Raw genomic sequence first — 16,906 nt, 5'->3', positions numbered from 1 at the left:
GGGCTATCGCTATGCGCTCTGAATCTGAATATTGGCTTTTTCTGCCCTGCGTCTTCTTCATAAAGGAAATTTAATTTAAACGTTATTAAATCCCTAAACTGTAAAGCCAATTTTGAAATAAGACACCTTCTGTAATAGCGCAATAACGCTTCAGGCATATTGAAGTTACACTATGTCATCGTTTTGTCATTACCCATGCAACCAGCCACCACACTAATTATTGCAATAACAAAGCGTATTTCAACAGCCCATCATCTGTTAGAATTTTTCGAATTCTGACCAAAACGTTTGTATTTCTCGGCAGAATTAATAACCTTTGTCTTATCAACGTCATAAAACGATAGTGCATTTAATCAACTCACATATTATCCGTAAAGCTTCCATCTCCACCGGAGCGGCGGGCACTATTATTACAACCACAACCACAACCATCACAACCCCATCCCGGGGTTAATTTTACATATCGTCCAACGACCGGGCTCTACCGGTACCCAGCAAGCGGGGAAGCTCCCCTTCCGTTTCCACATTCATCTACTTTCAACATGCAGGTTTTAAAATTCGGCGGCACCTCCGTAGGCAGCGCCCAAGCTATCAGCCAGGTTTGCGACATCCTTGCCCGTTATAAGCGCAAAGGCGTAATGGCCATCGTTATTTCCGCCATGAGTGGCACCACAGATAAGCTCATCCGTTGCGGCCAGCTCGCCGCGGAAGGCAACGAACAATACCGCGAAGTACTCCGTGAAATAGAACAACGCCATCTCGACACCGTCCGCAACCTCTTCCCCATTACCGCGCAAAGCAGCCTCCTCAGCCAGGTGAAGAAACAACTCAACCAGCTGGAAGCTCTCTGTGATGGGATCTTCCAGGTAGGTGAGCTCTCCAACCGCTGCCTCGATAAAGTCATGAGCTACGGTGAACTCCTCTCCTCCTTTCTGGTAGCGGAAAAGCTGCGCCATAACGGTCAGAACGCGGCGTGGAAAGACAGCCGTGAGCTCATTCTTACCGACACCCAGTTCGGCCACGCCCTCGTTAACTTCGAGGCTACCGATCATAATATCACCAGCTTCTTTCACCAGCAGCAGGCCGAACTAGTGGTATTCCCCGGTTTCATCGCCTCTACTGCGGATAAAGACACCACTACCCTCGGCCGGGGCGGCTCCGACTATACCGCCGCCATCATTGCCGCAGCCATGGATGCCAGCGTACTGGAAATATGGACCGATGTAAGCGGGATGATGACTGCCGACCCGCGCATTGTACCGCAGGCCATCGCCATTCCGCGCATCTCTTACGAAGAAGCCATGGAGCTGTCGCACTTCGGCGCTAAAGTGATTTACCCGCCTACCATACAGCCGGTAATGAACCGCCGCATCCCCATCCTGATCAAAAACACTTTTGAACCGGAAGCAGGCGGCACCCTTATACAGGACAATGGCGAAAAGCCCTATCCCGTTACCGGCATCTCCGGTATCAAAGGCATCGCCCTGCTAACACTGGAAGGCAGCGGCATGGTAGGCATCCCCGGCTTCTCCCGCCGCCTGTTTGATGCATTGCTGCAACAAAGAGTGAACGTGATCCTCATCACCCAGAGCTCCAGTGAGCACTCCATCACCGTGGGCATCCTTGAAAAAGATATGCTCAAAGCCAAAGCAGCGGTAGACAGTGAGTTTGCACAGGAAATCCACGACAAGCGCATTGAACCGCTCATCGTAGAAAAAGACCTCTGCATCGTAGCGGCCGTGGGCGATAACATGAAGAACCACCACGGCATGAGCGGTAAACTTTTCGGTGCACTGGGCCGTAACGCCATCAACGTAAGAGCTATCGCGCAGGGCTCTACTGAAAAGAACATCTCCGCCGTTATCAATAAAAACGACCTCCGCAAGGCACTTAACGTTATCCATGAGGTATTCTTTGAGTCAGACACCCGGCAGCTCAACATCTTCGTGGCCGGTACCGGTAACGTGGGTGGTAAATTACTGGAACAGCTCCAGCAGCAGGAATCTTACCTGCGCAACGAGCTGGGCGTGCAGGTACGCATCATCGCCCTTGCCAACAGCAGGAAGATGCACTTCTCCGAAAGCGGTATTAATCTCGATAACTGGAAAGCGAAACTGGAAGAAGGTGAAGCAATGAACCTCGAAGCCTTTGCCGCAAGGATTCCTGAAATAAACCTGCGCAACAGCGTTTTTGTAGACAACACCGCCAGCGAGGCTGTCGCAGCACTTTACCCTAACTTCCTGCAACATGGTATATCGGTTGTGACCTGTAACAAGATCGCCTGCTCGTCGGAGTATGCTGCGTATAAAAAACTGAAAGACCTCGCCCGTAAATACAACGCATCGTTCCTGTTCGAAACCAATGTAGGCGCAGGCCTCCCGGTTATCAATACCCTGAACGACCTCGTGCGCAGCGGCGACAAAGTACAAACCATTGAAGCGGTGCTGAGCGGCAGTCTCAACTTCGTGTTCAACAACTTCGTGAACGGCGCCAGCTTTCGCCAGGTGGTAAAAGCTGCGCAGGATGAAGGGTACACTGAGCCGGATCCGCGCATCGACCTCAGCGGGAAAGATGTGATGAGAAAGATCCTCATCCTCGCCCGCGAAAGTGGCGCCGTATTGGAAATGGATGATATCGACAATCATTCCTTCCTCCCCGCTGCATGCCTTGACGCTCCTGATGTACCCGCCTTCTTTGAACAGCTGGATGTAAACGCCGCGCATTTCGGGCAGCTGTTGAAAAACGCTGCAGATAAAGGCGAGCGCCTCAAGTTCGTGGCCCGCTATCATCAGGGGAAAGCTTCAGTTGGGTTACAGTCGGTAGGCCCCGCCCACCCGTTTTACCAGCTGGAAGGGAAAGACAATATCGTGCTCTTTACCACCCACCGTTATGCCGCACAGCCGCTGATCGTGAAGGGCGCCGGCGCCGGGGCAGACGTAACTGCATCCGGCATATTTGCAGACATTATCAGAACCGTACGTTAAACAAAAGATATGAACCAGGAAAACAAGCCATCCGTAACAGTATTTGCCCCGGCCACCGTAGCCAACGTAGCCTGCGGGTTCGACGTGATCGGGCTGGCGCTGGAAAGCACCGGCGATGAAATGGACATCCGGCTGTCTGACACACCCGGTGTGCGCATCACTTCCATCGAAGGCGCCAAACTGCCGCTGGAAGCATCGCAGAACGTGGCGGGTGTAGCCCTGCAGGCGTTACTGGCAGAATACGGAAAGCCGGAAACAGGTATGGAGATCGCAATCCGCAAGAACATACATCCCGGCAGCGGTATTGGCTCCAGCGCAGCCAGCGCGGCAGGCGCAGTGGTGGGAGGCAATATGCTTCTCAACAACCACTTCTCTTCCGACGCCCTCATCCGCTTTGCGATGGAAGGCGAGCGCCTGGCCTGCGGCACACCGCATGCCGACAACGTGGCCCCGGCCATCCTTGGCGGCTTCACGCTCGTACGCAGCTACCAGCCGCTGGATGTGATTGCCCTGCACACGCCGGCAGACCTCTGGGTAACCGTGATCCACCCGCAGATAGAAGTACGTACGGCAGATGCCCGTGAGATACTGAAGCAGCAGGTAATGCTGAAAGATGCCATTCGGCAGTGGGGCAACGTAGGCGCCCTTGTAGCCGGGCTGTACCGCGAAGACTACGACCTTATTGCCCGTGCGCTGGAAGATGTGATCGTGGAACCCATCCGCTCCATCCTCATACCAGCGTTTCACGACCTGAAGCTGCGCTGCCGCGAAGCAGGCGCTCTGGGTGGCGGCATTTCCGGCAGCGGTCCTTCCGTTTTCATGCTCAGCAAAGGCGAAGCCAACGCCCGCACCGTGGCGGCCATGATGGAAACCATCTATGCCCCGCTCGGCGTCGACTACCACATACACGTATCCCGCATCAGTTCCACCGGTGTAAAAGCCATTAAATCGCCCCAACATGCAATACTATAGTCTACAGAACAACCAGCACCGCGTATCTTTCCGGGAAGCCGTTATCCGCGGCCTGGCACCCGACAAGGGGCTTTATTTCCCTGTGGAAATCCCGAAGCTGGAAAAGGATTTTATCGAAAGGCTCGATGAATACGATCCGCAATACATCGCCCGCAAAGTGATACAGCCCTTCGTGGGCAACGATATACCCGTACAGGCGCTTACCCAGATCATCCGGGAAACACTCACCTTCCCCTTCCCCCTCCGTGAAGTGGAAGAGCAGGTGTATGCGCTGGAACTTTTCCATGGCCCCACCCTTGCTTTTAAAGACGTGGGTGCACGGTTCATGGCGGGCTGCCTGGGATATTTCCGGAAAGATGAAGAGAAGCCCGTTACCGTATTAGTAGCCACCTCCGGCGATACCGGCGGTGCTGTAGCCAGCGGATTCTACGATGTGCCCGGTGTGGAAGTAGTGATCCTCTACCCTTCCGGTAAAGTGAGCGACCTCCAGGAGAAGCAACTCACTACCCTCGGCCGCAACATCCGCGCACTGGAAATAAAAGGTACGTTCGACGATTGCCAGCGCCTTGTGAAAATGGCTTTCCTCGATGAAGAGCTGCAGGCACGCCGCCCCCTCACTTCCGCCAACTCCATCAACGTAGCCCGCTGGCTGCCGCAGATGTTTTATTACTTCATGGCATGCCGTAAAGTGAAGCAGTGGAAAAAAGATGTTGTGATATCAGTCCCCAGCGGCAACTTCGGTAACATCTGCGCAGGTATGATGGCTGCCGCCATGGGCCTGCCCATCCAGCACTTCATCGCTTCCACCAATGTGAACGATACAGTTCCCCGCTTTATGGAAAACGGCAGGTACGAACCACAGCCTGCAGTGGCAACACTTTCCAATGCGATGGATGTGGCAGACCCCAGCAATTTTGTGCGTATCCAGCAGCTCTTTGCGCAGAACGACCGTGCGCTGAAAGCGAGTCTTTCCGCATACCGCTTCACCGATGCCCAAACCGTGGCAGCCATGGAAGATGTGTATGCACGCCGCCGTTACCTGATGGACCCTCATGGGGCAGTAGGTTATCTTGGGCTGAAGGAATACATGAAGAAACATCCGGAATACACCGGCATCTTCCTGGAAACCGCGCACCCTGTTAAGTTCGCCAATACCATGCCCGCCAGTTTGCGCGACGCGATCGATGCACCGGAGCGGGTGATGATACTGGACGGACTGCAGAAAGAAGCGGTGCTGATGGAAGCCGATTATGGTAAAATGCGCGACTGGCTGCTGCAAACAGCCGGTAATCATACCCCTGTGGCAGAGCATGTGAAATAGGAAGGTTTTATGTATGTTTGGGCGATGAACACCCGCCTTTTATACTGGGCGCTGCCGGTGCTGCTGTGTGCCTGCGGCCAGTCTGCCGAAACCCGTCAGCAGTCACCGGCGCCCGAAGCCGATTCCCTTGCCTTTGCCATTCAGAATATGCGGACCGACCTGGCCATACAACCCGGAAACACCGAGCTGCGTACCTGGCTCGCTAATGCGCTGATCGAACACAAAGAATACGCTGCGGCCGACAGCCAGGCCGCCATCCTCGCAGGCATGCCGGGCCAGATACCGCAGGCCCATTACATCCGCGGACTGCTGGCCCTGCGGCAGGGTGATACTCTCAAAACCATAGAGCACCTTACTGCAGCGATTCAGATGCGGAAGGATTCCAGCGAATACGAAGCCGTAATGATCACGGGCGACATCTTCGCCGCACGCAATAAGCATCAGGAAGCAGCGGGCTATTACAGTCTTGCCGCACGGATAGATTCCCTTTCCGCAGAAGCCGCTTACCTTGCCGGCGAAAGCCTTGACAGGGAAAAGAACCCGGCTGCAGCAAGGAAACAGTACCAGGAAGCTATCCGCCGCGATCCTGCCTATGCCCCCGCCTACCTCGGGCTGGGCAACCAGCTGGCCAATGCAGGCAACTGGCGCGAGGCCATGGTATCTTACAACATGGCAGCCAAAGCAGACCCTACCAGTGCAGATGCCTTTTACCGCAGGGGTAAAGCCCTGCTGCAGCTCGGGAATAAAGATGCCGGGCTGGACGATCTCACCAAAGCACTATCCTTCCGGAAAAACTTCCCTGAAGCGCAGCATTTGCTCGATTCCGCTAAAAAAATGTAGTATTGTACCCGTTGAAAACTCGTAACGCATTGGAAAAGAAAATACCGCTTATTGCTCCCAGCCTGCTTGCCGCCAATTTCCTGGAAATCGGAAAAGATGTGGAAATGATCAATGCCAGCCATGCCGACTGGCTGCACCTCGATGTGATGGATGGCCGCTTTGTGCCCAACATCAGCTTCGGGCTGCCGGTGATCTCGGCTGTTACAAAAGTATCTAAGAAAGTGAATGACGTGCACCTCATGATCGAGGAGCCGGAGAAATATGCTGAAGCTTTCGCTAAAGCGGGAGCAGATTACCTGACCGTTCATATCGAAGCCTGCCGCCACCTGCACCGTAACATCCAGCAGATCAAAGGACTGGGCATGAAAGCCGGAGTGGCCCTCAACCCTCATACCCCGGTAAGTGAACTGGAAAATATCATTGCTGACGTAGACCTCGTGCTCATCATGAGTGTGAACCCCGGTTTTGGCGGGCAGCATTTCATTGAACAGACTTACATCAAACTAAGACAGGTGCGTGAAATGATCCGCAGAACAGGATCGTCTGCACTGATTGAGGTAGATGGGGGCATCACTACACAAAACGCCGCGCTGGTGGTAGAAGCCGGTGCCGATGTGCTGGTAGCTGGCAATACCGTTTTCTCTTCTCCCGACCCGGCAGCAACTATCCGCGAGCTGCGGCAGCCGGTTACGGTAATAATGCCATAATAATATCGTTGGTAAGCGGTTTGGTCAGGTATCCTGACACAAAATCGAACTGATCTACCCGCTGGCGGTCTCTTTCGTCGATGGAAGAGGTAAGCACGTATATCCGAACGGGTTTGGAGAGCTGGTACCGCAGTTCCGCAAATACTTCCAGGAATTCCCATCCGTCCATTACAGGCATATTGAGATCCAGCAGGATGAGGTCCGGCAGGCCGGATGGATCTGCGGCATTTAGCCGGATGTGATCGAGCACATCCTGGGCATCTGAGAATTTGGAGACTTTATCAGCGATCCTCAGTCGTTCCAGCATAATCTCCGTGATCTGCTGGTGAATGGGGTCATCGTCTACTATAAAGATCGATTGTAGCGGCTTCATAGATTAGCTATTCGGGCCTGAAGGTAATAATAAATTTCGTTCCTGCGCCCAGCTGGCTTTCTGCGTGTATGCTTCCTCCCATCGCTTCTATCTGGGTTTTGGTGATAAACAAACCTATTCCCTTGGCATCCTTGTTTTTATGAAATGTTTTTCGGAATCCGAACAGTTTTGCGCCATACCGCTCCATGTCTATTCCCATGCCATTATCTTCGGCGGTAAGCATAATTCCCCCGTCTACCGCCCGGCTTTGGAGATGGAGGCTCGGCCGGCGGTCGTGCGAGCGGTATTTGATGGCGTTCGTCAGCAGGTTCTGCAGGATGCTGTCGAGGTAAATACGCGGGTAATCGATATGCGGCGCCTCCCCAAAATCGGCCGTGAGCCGGATGCCGCTCGTTTCCATATCTACCAGTAAGATATCCTTCACTTTCTGCAGGCGGTCGGCGAAAGCCAGCGTTTCCCTTTCCACGTTCAGATCTTTCCGGATCTGCACGATCTCGATGAGGTCGTTGAGCGTTTCATCGATATTGCGGATCACTTCCTGGAACATGCCCTTGTACATCTCCTGCTCCTGCTCGTTATCCGACTCATTCATGATCTGCATGAGCGCCTTCAGGTTAGCGATAGGCGCGCGGAGGTTGTGGGAGGTGATATGCGCGAAATCTTCCAGCTGCTTGTTCTGGTTAACGAGGAATTTATTGAGCGACGACAGCTGATCGTTGGCCTTCCGCAGCTCGCGCTGCATCTTTTTGCTGTCGGTAATATTGCGTGTAAAGATAGAAATGCTGCCGTCTTGCATGGGCGCCAGCAGGAACTCGTACCATTTGTCCAGCTGCGGGAGGAAGTTGGAGAACGATACCGGCGCCTGCGCATCAATGCACTGGCGCACACGTGCATGGAAAGTGGAGCCAACCAGCGAGGGGAAAACTTCAAATATGTTGCGCCCGATTACTTTGCCATGATCCACAATTTCCTGCGCTTTGCGGTTGATGAAATTCACCTTGCCGTCTTTATCCATCACGGCATATCCCATATCAATGGTGTCAAAGAAGAGGCGCATGAGTTCCGCGTTGCGGGTGAGCTGGTTGCGGATACGGAACTGTTCCGTAACATCCTGAATCACGCCATAGATACGCACGATGCGGCCGTTCCGGTATTCAGGCTTGCCGATGATGCGGGCCTGAAGGGTATTGTTGCGCGCCGTCTGAATGGTTACCTGCAGGTCAAAAGCTTTGCCCCTGTTCATGCAGGCTGTCATGGCCTGCTCTACCCTGCCGCGCGATTCCTCTTCGAGGAAGGAAAGCGACTTTTCCAGCGACATGGTAGCATAGGGCGGCAGTTCGTGAATCTTGTAGGTTTGGCCGCTCCACCGCAGGTGCCGCGAAGCCATGTCCAGTTCCCAGCCACCGATCTTACCTATTTCCCCGGTTTGTACGAGGGATTCCTGGTTCTTGGTGTTCTCCAGCTCCTGGCGTTTCTTTTCCGTGATATCGTTTACCAGGGCTACCACGATCTGGTCTTTATCTACCGGGTCTTCTACCGGGAACATGGTAAGGTCGAGGAAGATCTCCCGGTCGATTTTACCGGCGCCGGTATGAACCTGGAACTCCAGTTTCTTTTCGAGCCGGAGCATCTTGCCCCTTTGCAGTACTTCGAGGAACAGCTGGTCGAGTTCAAAGAGCCGGGCGAAGGGGTCCTGGATGAGGTTACTGTCTGGCTGCTCTTCGAGGCCGGTGCTGGCGAAGAGTTTCCGCTGGGTTTGATTGACGCGGCGGATGAAACCGAAGTGATCGAACTGGATATAGCCAACCGGCAGGTTTTCGACGATGGTATGGAGAAGGCGCTCGCTTTTTTCGAGGCTGAGCACCGCCAGTTTCTTTTCAGTGATTTCGCTGAGGATGATGAACAGGCATTCGATATCGCCCTGAAGGTCGAGCACGGGGAAGCCGGTGACTTCGTAATACATGGGCTGGATGCGTGTTACGTTATCGTCCTGTACCTCCGTGTATTTCAGGAGCATTTCACGCTTCACGGGCTCCTTGTGCTGTTTCACTTCATCAAGCAGGGCGGTGAGGCCGTTGCGGCGATTGAAGGGGTCGTCGAACACATTATAGGGACCGGTATTGGAGGCATGATCATCCCCGAGGATGCTTTTCTGTGCCTCGTTCATGTTACGGTGCCAGCCTTCGGGCGTGAATTCCTGGAGGCCTACGGGGAGGTTTTCGAGGACGGAACGGAAAAACCGTTCATTTTCACGCACTTCTGTTTCGGCCTGTACGTTACGGATAACCATCATTACCTGGAACACCTCTTTCTGTTCATTATAAAGGGGGCTGCAGGAGATCTGGTAGCGGAGGGGCGGCTGGCCGTAGGAAAGCTCAAAAGCTACGCGGTGACCGCTGAGGGCGGCCTGCCAGTGGGACATAGACTGCATGGCCAGGTTGGGATGAAGGTCTGCCAGCTGGCGCAGGCTGTCTCCCGCCTTGAGGGCATAGCCCAGGTGGCGGCAGCTTTCTTCGGAGAAAGCGCTGTTTACCGTAACGAGGTTCAACTGGGTGTCGAACACGGCTACGGGATCAGGAAGAGCTTCGATTACCTGTGTCAGCAAGGGATGGTTCATGCAGCGGGACTGTTACGCATAGGCTAGTTGATCCGCCAAATGTAGTTAATATATTACACAAATTTCCGCTATCAGGGTGGTAAAAACGGGGGATAAAGTGTTATAAAAAATTTCACACGTGATGAATGTCTTGGATTGCCTCGTTTATAATATCTTTGGCGCAGGAAACATTAGTTCCTTTTTTACGTTAACTTATAGCAGATTAATACTCAAACACCGAGATGAAAGTTTTAATTATCATGGGGTCGGAAAGCGACAAACCCGTAATGCAGGAATCCCAGAACTATTTACAGTTCTTTGGCATTGAAAGCGAAATGATGGTGGCATCGGCTCACCGCAATCCTGACAAGGTTCGCGAAATCGTTGTTAACGCGCAGCCTCAGGGCTACGGCGTGATTATTGCTGCTGCTGGTATGGCTGCGGCATTGCCCGGCGTAGTATCGGCCTATACCTCCCTCCCTGTTCTGGGTGTTCCCCTGGACGGTGGTTTACCCGGTGGTATTGACGCGCTTTATTCTATTGTACAGATGCCTGCAGGCCTGCCTGTTGGTACCCTGGCGGTTGGTAAAGCGGGTGCACGTAACGCAGCAGTACTGGCTGCGCGCATCATTGCCCTCAGCAACAAGCAAATCGCAGAACGCGTAGAAGCGTTCAAACAGAACGGATACCGGATCTGATCCAGTCTCTGATAAGATACGGCGGGCGAAGACCGCCCGCCGTTTTCTCCCGGCGCACTGTTCAGATTCCGAAACTATGGACAAGATTAAATTGAACCGCACTTGACAGAATCCATCATTAACCTGGACAGCGTAAATCCTATCGAGTTTTTCGGCGTCAACAACGGAAAGCTGGACTTACTGAAGAAAAAGTTCCCTTTACTGAAGATCCTCAGCCGGGGCACGCAACTGAAAATCTCGGGCGCGCCCGAAGAAGTAGCGACAGCACGCGAAAAGATCAGTCAGATCGTTAGTTACCTCGAGAAGAACGGGGACCTCAGCGAAAACTATTTTGAGCAGATCCTGGGAGAGGAAGAAGGCTCAGGAATAGATCACTTCAAGGACCGCAACCCCAACGAAGTACTTGTTTTTGGCCCCAACGGCCGTACAGTACGTGCCAAAACGGCCAATCAGAAGAAAATGGTGACCCTGGCCGACAAGAACGACATCGTTTTTGCCATTGGCCCCGCCGGTACCGGTAAAACCTATACCGCTGTTGCCCTTGCCGTCCGCGCTCTCAAAAACAAGGCAGTACGTAAGATCATCCTCACACGCCCCGCAGTGGAAGCCGGTGAAAGCCTCGGATTCCTGCCGGGCGACCTGAAGGAAAAGATTGACCCTTACCTCCGCCCCCTGTACGATGCCCTGGATGATATGATCCCGGCAGACAAGCTCAATTACTTCATGACCAACCGCATTATTGAGATTGCCCCGCTGGCGTATATGCGCGGCCGCACGCTCGACAATGCCTTCATCCTGCTCGACGAGGCCCAGAACTCGACGGATCTGCAGATGAAGATGTTCCTGACACGTATCGGCTCATCGGCTAAGGCGATTATTACCGGCGACTTAACGCAGGTAGACCTTCCCAAGAACCAGAAAAGCGGACTGGGCAAAGCGGCCCGCATCCTCCGGAACATCGATGGTATCGGGTACCTGGAGCTGGATGAGGAAGATGTGGTACGCCACCGCCTCGTTAAAGCCATCATCAGGGCTTACGACGCTTCCGCAGCGCAGGAAGAAGAACGCGAAAAGGAAAGGGAAAACAACCGGGAACATCATCACAAAGACCATAAGGACCACAAACAGAAGGATCACAATTAACACGGCCTTAACAGCCATTGTTGTAAGTTGTGCAATTGGAGGATTCCTTCTACTTTTGCGGTAAGACATTATAACACTAACCTATCAACCACATGAGCTATTACAGGCGATTTATATACCTTATGTGCGTTTCGGGCCTTGCGCTGAGCAGCTGCAAGAAAAAACCCGAGCCGCAGGAGGTTGCCTTGGAGTTTATGCACGCTATCCAGGAATCGAACTTCGAACGTGCCAAAGAATACGCCACGAAAGAGTCCCAACAGGTGATCCTGCTCTATTCCATTTTCGACGGCAAACGCAATGAAAATGAGAAAGAAAAGATCAAAAACGCCAAACTGGAAGTGATCAATCAGAAAGAAGACGGCGACAAAGCGACCGTTACCATTCTGAACTCCTCCGTCAGCTCCCAGGAAACGCTCCAGCTCGTGAAGGAAGGCGGACAGTGGAAGATCTCCCTGACCCTCGAAAGCATCCTGCCAACCTCCGTTCCCCCCGGAACGATGGACATGAATGGTATGCCCCCCGTAGTTCCGGGACCACTGGATACTGCCGCCATGAAATGATTTCAGGTATTTTTTTATAGCTATTCCCGGTTTGTTCATTAATTTTGCGCACTGAACAAACCGGGAATTTCTTGTCTGACCGGGTTGACCTTCAACCCGTTCTTCATTTTAACCCGGACAGTAAACGTGATTGATATAATATTTTTTTAAAGCAAGATTGAATGACGACAACGAATCCATGGCATAGTGTAAGCCCCGGCGACAATGCTCCCCACGTGGTAACCGGCATTATCGAGATCCCCAAAGGCTCACGTGCCAAGTATGAACTCGACAAAGAAAGCGGCCTCCTGAAACTCGACCGTGTGCTGTACTCCTCCGTATACTACCCAGCCAACTACGGTTTCATCCCGAAAACATACTGCGACGATAATGACCCGCTCGACATCCTCATCCTTTCCCAGATCGAAGTAGTACCCATGTGTATCATGGATGCCAAAGTGATCGGTGTTATGCAGATGATCGACGGTGGTGAGGCAGATGACAAGATCATTGCCGTGGCGGCGCACGATATGAGCGTAGCACACATCAACGACATCTCCGAGCTGCCCCCGCACCTCCTGAGCGAGATCCGTCACTTCTTCGAAGAATACAAAACCCTGGAAAAGAAATCCGTGAAAGTGGAAGAATTCGGAAACAAGGCTAAAGCGGAAGAAATCATCCGTGAAGCATTTGAGCTGTATAACACTACTTTTACCCAGCAATAATTTCCTGCGGAAAAATATATAAGCCCGTTCCGGTTATACCGGTACGGGCTTTCCTTATCTAAGTAACTGTAAATCAACCTACACCCATACCCCCATATCCCCCAGCTGTTGCTAAAACCATCAGTTCTGTATCATATACTGCCTCCTGCTACAAGAATTCTACGCTATTGCTACGCCAATAGTGTTTTAGTACAGTTAGCGTATGGTTACAGTACAGTTAGTGTACAGATAACGTATAGTTACAGCGCGATTGCAGCGCAGTTACAGCGCGATTGCAGCGCGATTGCAGCGCGATTGCAGCGCGATTACAGCGCGATTACAGCGCGATTACAGCGCGATTAGCGTAAGTTTAGCCCGCAATTAGGTTACGCTCCGGGAGCTTTTACCCCCCAACTTCCTGCAATATGCATGAAGTCTTTATCCGAAGAATCTTTAAAGTACAGCCCCGACAGGCTGATACATGAACCCATTAAACAAGCCTATTATATTGATAATTAGCCAATTACACAACATCCAACCTGCTTTTTTGTTATATCAGCAGGTGGACAAGGCAAATAAAACGGCAATTAAAGTTAAAACTGCTGTAGTATCAACAGACATACCTGCCCTACCTTGTACGCTTCATCCGGATCAACTATTCCGCGTAAACATATTGAAATGCAAAAAAGACGTTTTATCAGCCAGCTGTTTTTTTGCCTGGCAGTATTAACAGGCGCCACCGCATTCCCGGCGCGGGCCCAGGTAAGTTTTAAAACGAAGCAATGGAGCCTCCAGCTGGACGGTACCGGTAAGGTAACCAGCATGAAAAGCCTGGCGCTGCAAAAGGAATATCTGGTGGCAGACCAGGCCACTCCATTGATGAGCGTCAAAAAGGATGGTACCATCCACGCTCCGCAAACCTGCATATGGAATGCGAAGCAATCGGAGCTGAAACTGGCTTATCCGCAGGCAGGTTTTGAAGCTACCGTAAAAGTGCAGCGCAACGATCAATACCTGCGTTTCGAGCTTACGCAACTGACAAATGCCGACAAAGCGGAACTCGTACTCTGGGGCCCCTATCCTACCAGCATAGCCGATACCGTAGGGGAAATAGTTGGTGTGGTGCGTAACAGGGAATTCGCCATTGGCATTCAGGCGCTGAATATTAAAACACTGGGCGGCTACCCCAATGCGGAAAGCGATATAGAACCATCTTACGACATTTTTACCAGTGGCAACAAAGTGGATGTGAAGGAAGAAGATATGCAAAGCCAGTTGTTCAGGGGTGATGTGGCCCGTCCTACCCCCTTTGGTTCAGTTTTACAGGCGTATTGCCGTAACCGGGGGAAAGACAGGGTGATTGAGAACTGGGCGCATACCGCTTACCTGGCACCTGCATTCAATGACGGAGGGGTGGTTGGCAGTAAGATCGCACTATTTGGTGTTCCCAATGCGGATGTGCTGCCTGTCATCGCGCAGATAGAACTGAAAGAAGGACTGCCTCACCCGATGCTCGACGGTGTTTGGGGGAAACAAGCCCGCCATGCATCAGAATCGTACCTGATTATGGACTTCGGTACCAAAAACCTCGCGGATGCTATTGCGGTCACCAAGCAGGCAGGCCTCCGCTACCTCTATCATGGCGATCCGTTCGTGGAATGGGGCAGCTTTAAACTGCGCGCCTCCGAGTTCCCGGAAAACTGGGCCAGTATGCGCCAATGTGTTGATGCTGCAAAAGCGAAAGGTGTTCGCCTTGGTGTACATACCCTGTCTAACTTCATCACCACTAACGATCCTTATGTAACGCCGGTACCTGATGCACGGCTGGCGAAAGTCGGCTATTCCCGCCTCAGTTCCGCTGTTAGCGCTGAGGAAAAGGAAATCGCGATTGCTGATCCCCTTTTCTTCAACCAGTTCGAAAACAATACACTGAAGGCCGTGATGATAGGGAATGAAATAATCCGGTACGGCAAGGTTTCCGGAGCAGCGCCCTGGAAACTGCTCGAATGCCAGCGGGGGGCTTTCGGCACTAAAGCGGCCGCACATGCACAGAACGATACCATCGGTAAACTGATGGATCATGGATACAAAGTATTCCTTACCGATTATGCGTTGCAGGAAGAAATGGCTACCACCATTGCCCGCCTGTTCAACGAAACCGGCCTCATGCAGATTTCTTTCGATGGCCTGGAAGGCTGCCACTCTACCGGTATGGGACAATATGCCCGCCAGCTGTTTGCCCAAACCTGGTACAACAAACTTTCACCAGAACTTAAAGGTAAAGTGATCAATGATGCCAGTACACCCGGCCACTTCTTCTGGCATACATATACACGCATGAACTGGGGAGAGCCCTGGTATGCCGGATTCCGTGAAAGCCAGCTGCAGTTACGCCTCAAAAACCAGCAGTTCTATGTTCGCAACCTGATGCCTTCCATGCTGGGCTGGTTCAGCCTCCGTCCGGAAACTACGACGGAAGACATTGAGTGGATGCTGGCCATGGGCGCAGGGTACAATGCCGGCTTCGGTCTTTCCACCAGCCTGGAAACGTTGCAGAAACACGGTAAGAAAGATGAGGTGCTGGCACTGATCAAAACCTGGGAGCAGGCACGTATGCAAAACATCTTCAATGATGAGCAGAAAGCGCAGATGCGCAGTCTAAAGCATGAGTTTCACCTCGAACAAACTACAAACAATGAATACCGTTTAACACCGGTATACAATGCCTATTTCAAACACACCCAGCAATTGAAACAGCCCGGAGAACCCGTGTTCTCCTCATTTAAGTATAATAACCAGGCAGAGACCCAGCCGGTATCCTTTATGATCACGCTTGCAGCCACTAAAGAATCTGACCCGGATGTAACCTTCGACCAGATATCCATTGGTATCAACAGCCAGGATGCGCTGGTGCTGCCGGTAAGTTTAAAAAGGAATCAGTTCCTGAAATGTGATGGCAAAACGGTTCAGCTGTTCAACCGCCAATGGCAGTTGCTGCAAACCATCGAGTTGAGCAAACCATTACCCGTGTTAGCCAAAGGTGCTAATGAAATTGTATTCGACGGGAAATATTCCGGTGAGAACGGTGCCGATGTGAAACTGGAGATCCGTACCAGCGGACAGCCGGAGCAGATCCGCGCAAGGCGTTAACAGGCTACTCTCTTATATACAGTAAGCCCCCTGCACTGACTGCACGGGGGCTTTTTATTTAACATTGCTGAATATCAGGCAAATAAACGTTTGATGATCCTCAGCTGATGGGTGCGCTCGCCTGTATCAGCATTAACTATACCCTGATTATCCACCGGATCGATGCGCACTTTTCCGGATGCGTGGATGATCTGCTGATCGTTAAGCAGGATGCCTACGTGGGTAATTCGCCCTTCCGGGTTATCGAAGAAAGCGAGATCGCCGGGGAGTACTTCCTGCAGGAGGTTTACTGTTTCGCCCTGGCCTGCCTGCTGGTATGCATCTCTAAACAACGGTATGCCGAGAATTTTATACACGGTTTGGGTAAAGCCGGAACAGTCTGTTCCGAATACCGTTTTCCCACCCCATAAATAGGCTGTATTGAGATATTCCATGGCTATGCCCTCCCAGGCGTTCCGGGGCGCAGGAACTACCTTAAACGGGCTAATACCCTCGTTGCCGGCCACGGAAACTTTTCCCCATGTTCCTTCCCCCATTTTCAATAAACTGCCGTAAGGCACCCGTACTGGCCTGCCGTTAAGCTGCAGTGTGGCCTGCCAGCCGGTAACCACATGAGTGGCCGCGGAATCGTATAACGACTGTGGAATTGTTTCGAGGTGGGATTGGGTAACCCAGCCTTCATAACCATCGTACTGCATTTTCACTTTCACCCATCCGTCTGCCGTAATGCTCTCTGTTTCAAGACATTCCCCGAACACGGCCTGGGAAATCATTTCGCTGCGGTGAGATGGCTCTGCCCGGAGGGGCATTACGGGCACAATTGTAATGGCTAATGGCATGTTAATTGTTTAAATAATATGTAGGCCCGATGAACTTTTG

The 16,906-nt window shown here is 52.2% G+C and carries 13 protein-coding genes; 10 read left to right on the top strand and 3 right to left on the bottom strand.

Annotation, left to right across the window (positions count from 1 at the left end):
- The first annotated feature begins 542 nt into the window (after window positions 1-542).
- From thrA to rpe, 5 genes are read left to right on the top strand one after another with little or no spacing between them, the layout of a single operon-like run.
- Window positions 543-2,984 (top strand): bifunctional aspartate kinase/homoserine dehydrogenase I, encoded by a 2,442-nt coding sequence (gene thrA, locus DEV76_RS19740; RefSeq protein ID WP_109699643.1) that lies wholly within the window; start codon window positions 543-545, stop codon window positions 2,982-2,984.
- Window positions 2,985-2,993: 9 nt separating this feature from the next.
- Window positions 2,994-3,956, top strand: a complete 963-nt coding sequence (locus DEV76_RS19735) for a homoserine kinase (RefSeq protein WP_109699642.1) — start codon at window positions 2,994-2,996, stop codon at window positions 3,954-3,956.
- Window positions 3,943-5,277, top strand: coding sequence for a threonine synthase (thrC, locus tag DEV76_RS19730; RefSeq protein WP_109699641.1), 1,335 nt, complete (start codon window positions 3,943-3,945; stop codon window positions 5,275-5,277). The genes DEV76_RS19735 and thrC overlap by 14 nt, the downstream gene beginning before the upstream one ends.
- Window positions 5,278-5,301: 24 nt before the next feature.
- Window positions 5,302-6,117: a tetratricopeptide repeat protein gene (locus tag DEV76_RS19725; protein ID WP_198652135.1), complete on the top strand. Its 816-nt coding sequence runs from the start codon at window positions 5,302-5,304 to the stop codon at window positions 6,115-6,117.
- Between the two features lie 29 nt (window positions 6,118-6,146).
- A complete protein-coding gene (rpe, locus tag DEV76_RS19720) occupies window positions 6,147-6,824 on the top strand; it encodes a ribulose-phosphate 3-epimerase (RefSeq protein WP_232826996.1) in 678 nt (225 codons plus the stop codon).
- Here the strand turns inward: rpe and DEV76_RS19715 are convergent.
- Window positions 6,805-7,197, bottom strand: a complete 393-nt coding sequence (locus DEV76_RS19715) for a response regulator (RefSeq protein WP_109699639.1) — start codon at window positions 7,195-7,197, stop codon at window positions 6,805-6,807. The two genes, rpe and DEV76_RS19715, sit on opposite strands and share 20 nt — an antisense overlap.
- 7 nt (window positions 7,198-7,204) lie before the next feature.
- The gene (locus tag DEV76_RS19710) at window positions 7,205-9,814 is read right to left on the bottom strand and encodes a PAS domain-containing protein (RefSeq protein WP_109699638.1); all 2,610 of its coding nucleotides are present in this window, start codon (window positions 9,812-9,814) and stop codon (window positions 7,205-7,207) included.
- A 221-nt stretch (window positions 9,815-10,035) separates the two neighbouring features.
- Between DEV76_RS19710 and purE the strand changes: the two genes are divergently transcribed.
- From purE to DEV76_RS19685, 5 genes are all read left to right on the top strand, one after another.
- On the top strand, window positions 10,036-10,491 hold the full coding sequence (purE, locus tag DEV76_RS19705) for a 5-(carboxyamino)imidazole ribonucleotide mutase (protein WP_109699637.1): 456 nt from the start codon (window positions 10,036-10,038) through the stop codon (window positions 10,489-10,491).
- A 102-nt stretch (window positions 10,492-10,593) separates the two neighbouring features.
- Window positions 10,594-11,634 carry a PhoH family protein gene (locus tag DEV76_RS19700; protein ID WP_109699636.1) on the top strand — a complete coding sequence of 347 codons (1,041 nt, stop codon included), beginning with the start codon at window positions 10,594-10,596 and terminating at the stop codon, window positions 11,632-11,634.
- A 92-nt stretch (window positions 11,635-11,726) separates the two neighbouring features.
- A complete protein-coding gene (locus tag DEV76_RS19695) occupies window positions 11,727-12,194 on the top strand; it encodes a DUF4878 domain-containing protein (protein ID WP_109699635.1) in 468 nt (155 codons plus the stop codon).
- A 161-nt stretch (window positions 12,195-12,355) separates the two neighbouring features.
- Window positions 12,356-12,898, top strand: coding sequence for an inorganic diphosphatase (locus DEV76_RS19690; RefSeq protein ID WP_109699634.1), 543 nt, complete (start codon window positions 12,356-12,358; stop codon window positions 12,896-12,898).
- 657 nt (window positions 12,899-13,555) lie between these two features.
- Window positions 13,556-16,027: a hypothetical protein gene (locus tag DEV76_RS19685; protein WP_109699633.1), complete on the top strand. Its 2,472-nt coding sequence runs from the start codon at window positions 13,556-13,558 to the stop codon at window positions 16,025-16,027.
- A 74-nt stretch (window positions 16,028-16,101) separates the two neighbouring features.
- Here DEV76_RS19685 and DEV76_RS19680 read toward each other — a convergent pair whose 3' ends face one another.
- The gene (locus DEV76_RS19680) at window positions 16,102-16,866 is read right to left on the bottom strand and encodes a C40 family peptidase (RefSeq protein WP_109699632.1); all 765 of its coding nucleotides are present in this window, start codon (window positions 16,864-16,866) and stop codon (window positions 16,102-16,104) included.
- Window positions 16,867-16,906 lie beyond the last annotated feature (40 nt).

It is taken from the genome of Chitinophaga deserti (genome assembly GCF_003149455.1).
GTDB lineage: Bacteria > Bacteroidota > Bacteroidia > Chitinophagales > Chitinophagaceae > Chitinophaga > Chitinophaga deserti.
This window is presented reverse-complemented; position numbering and strand designations above follow the sequence as displayed.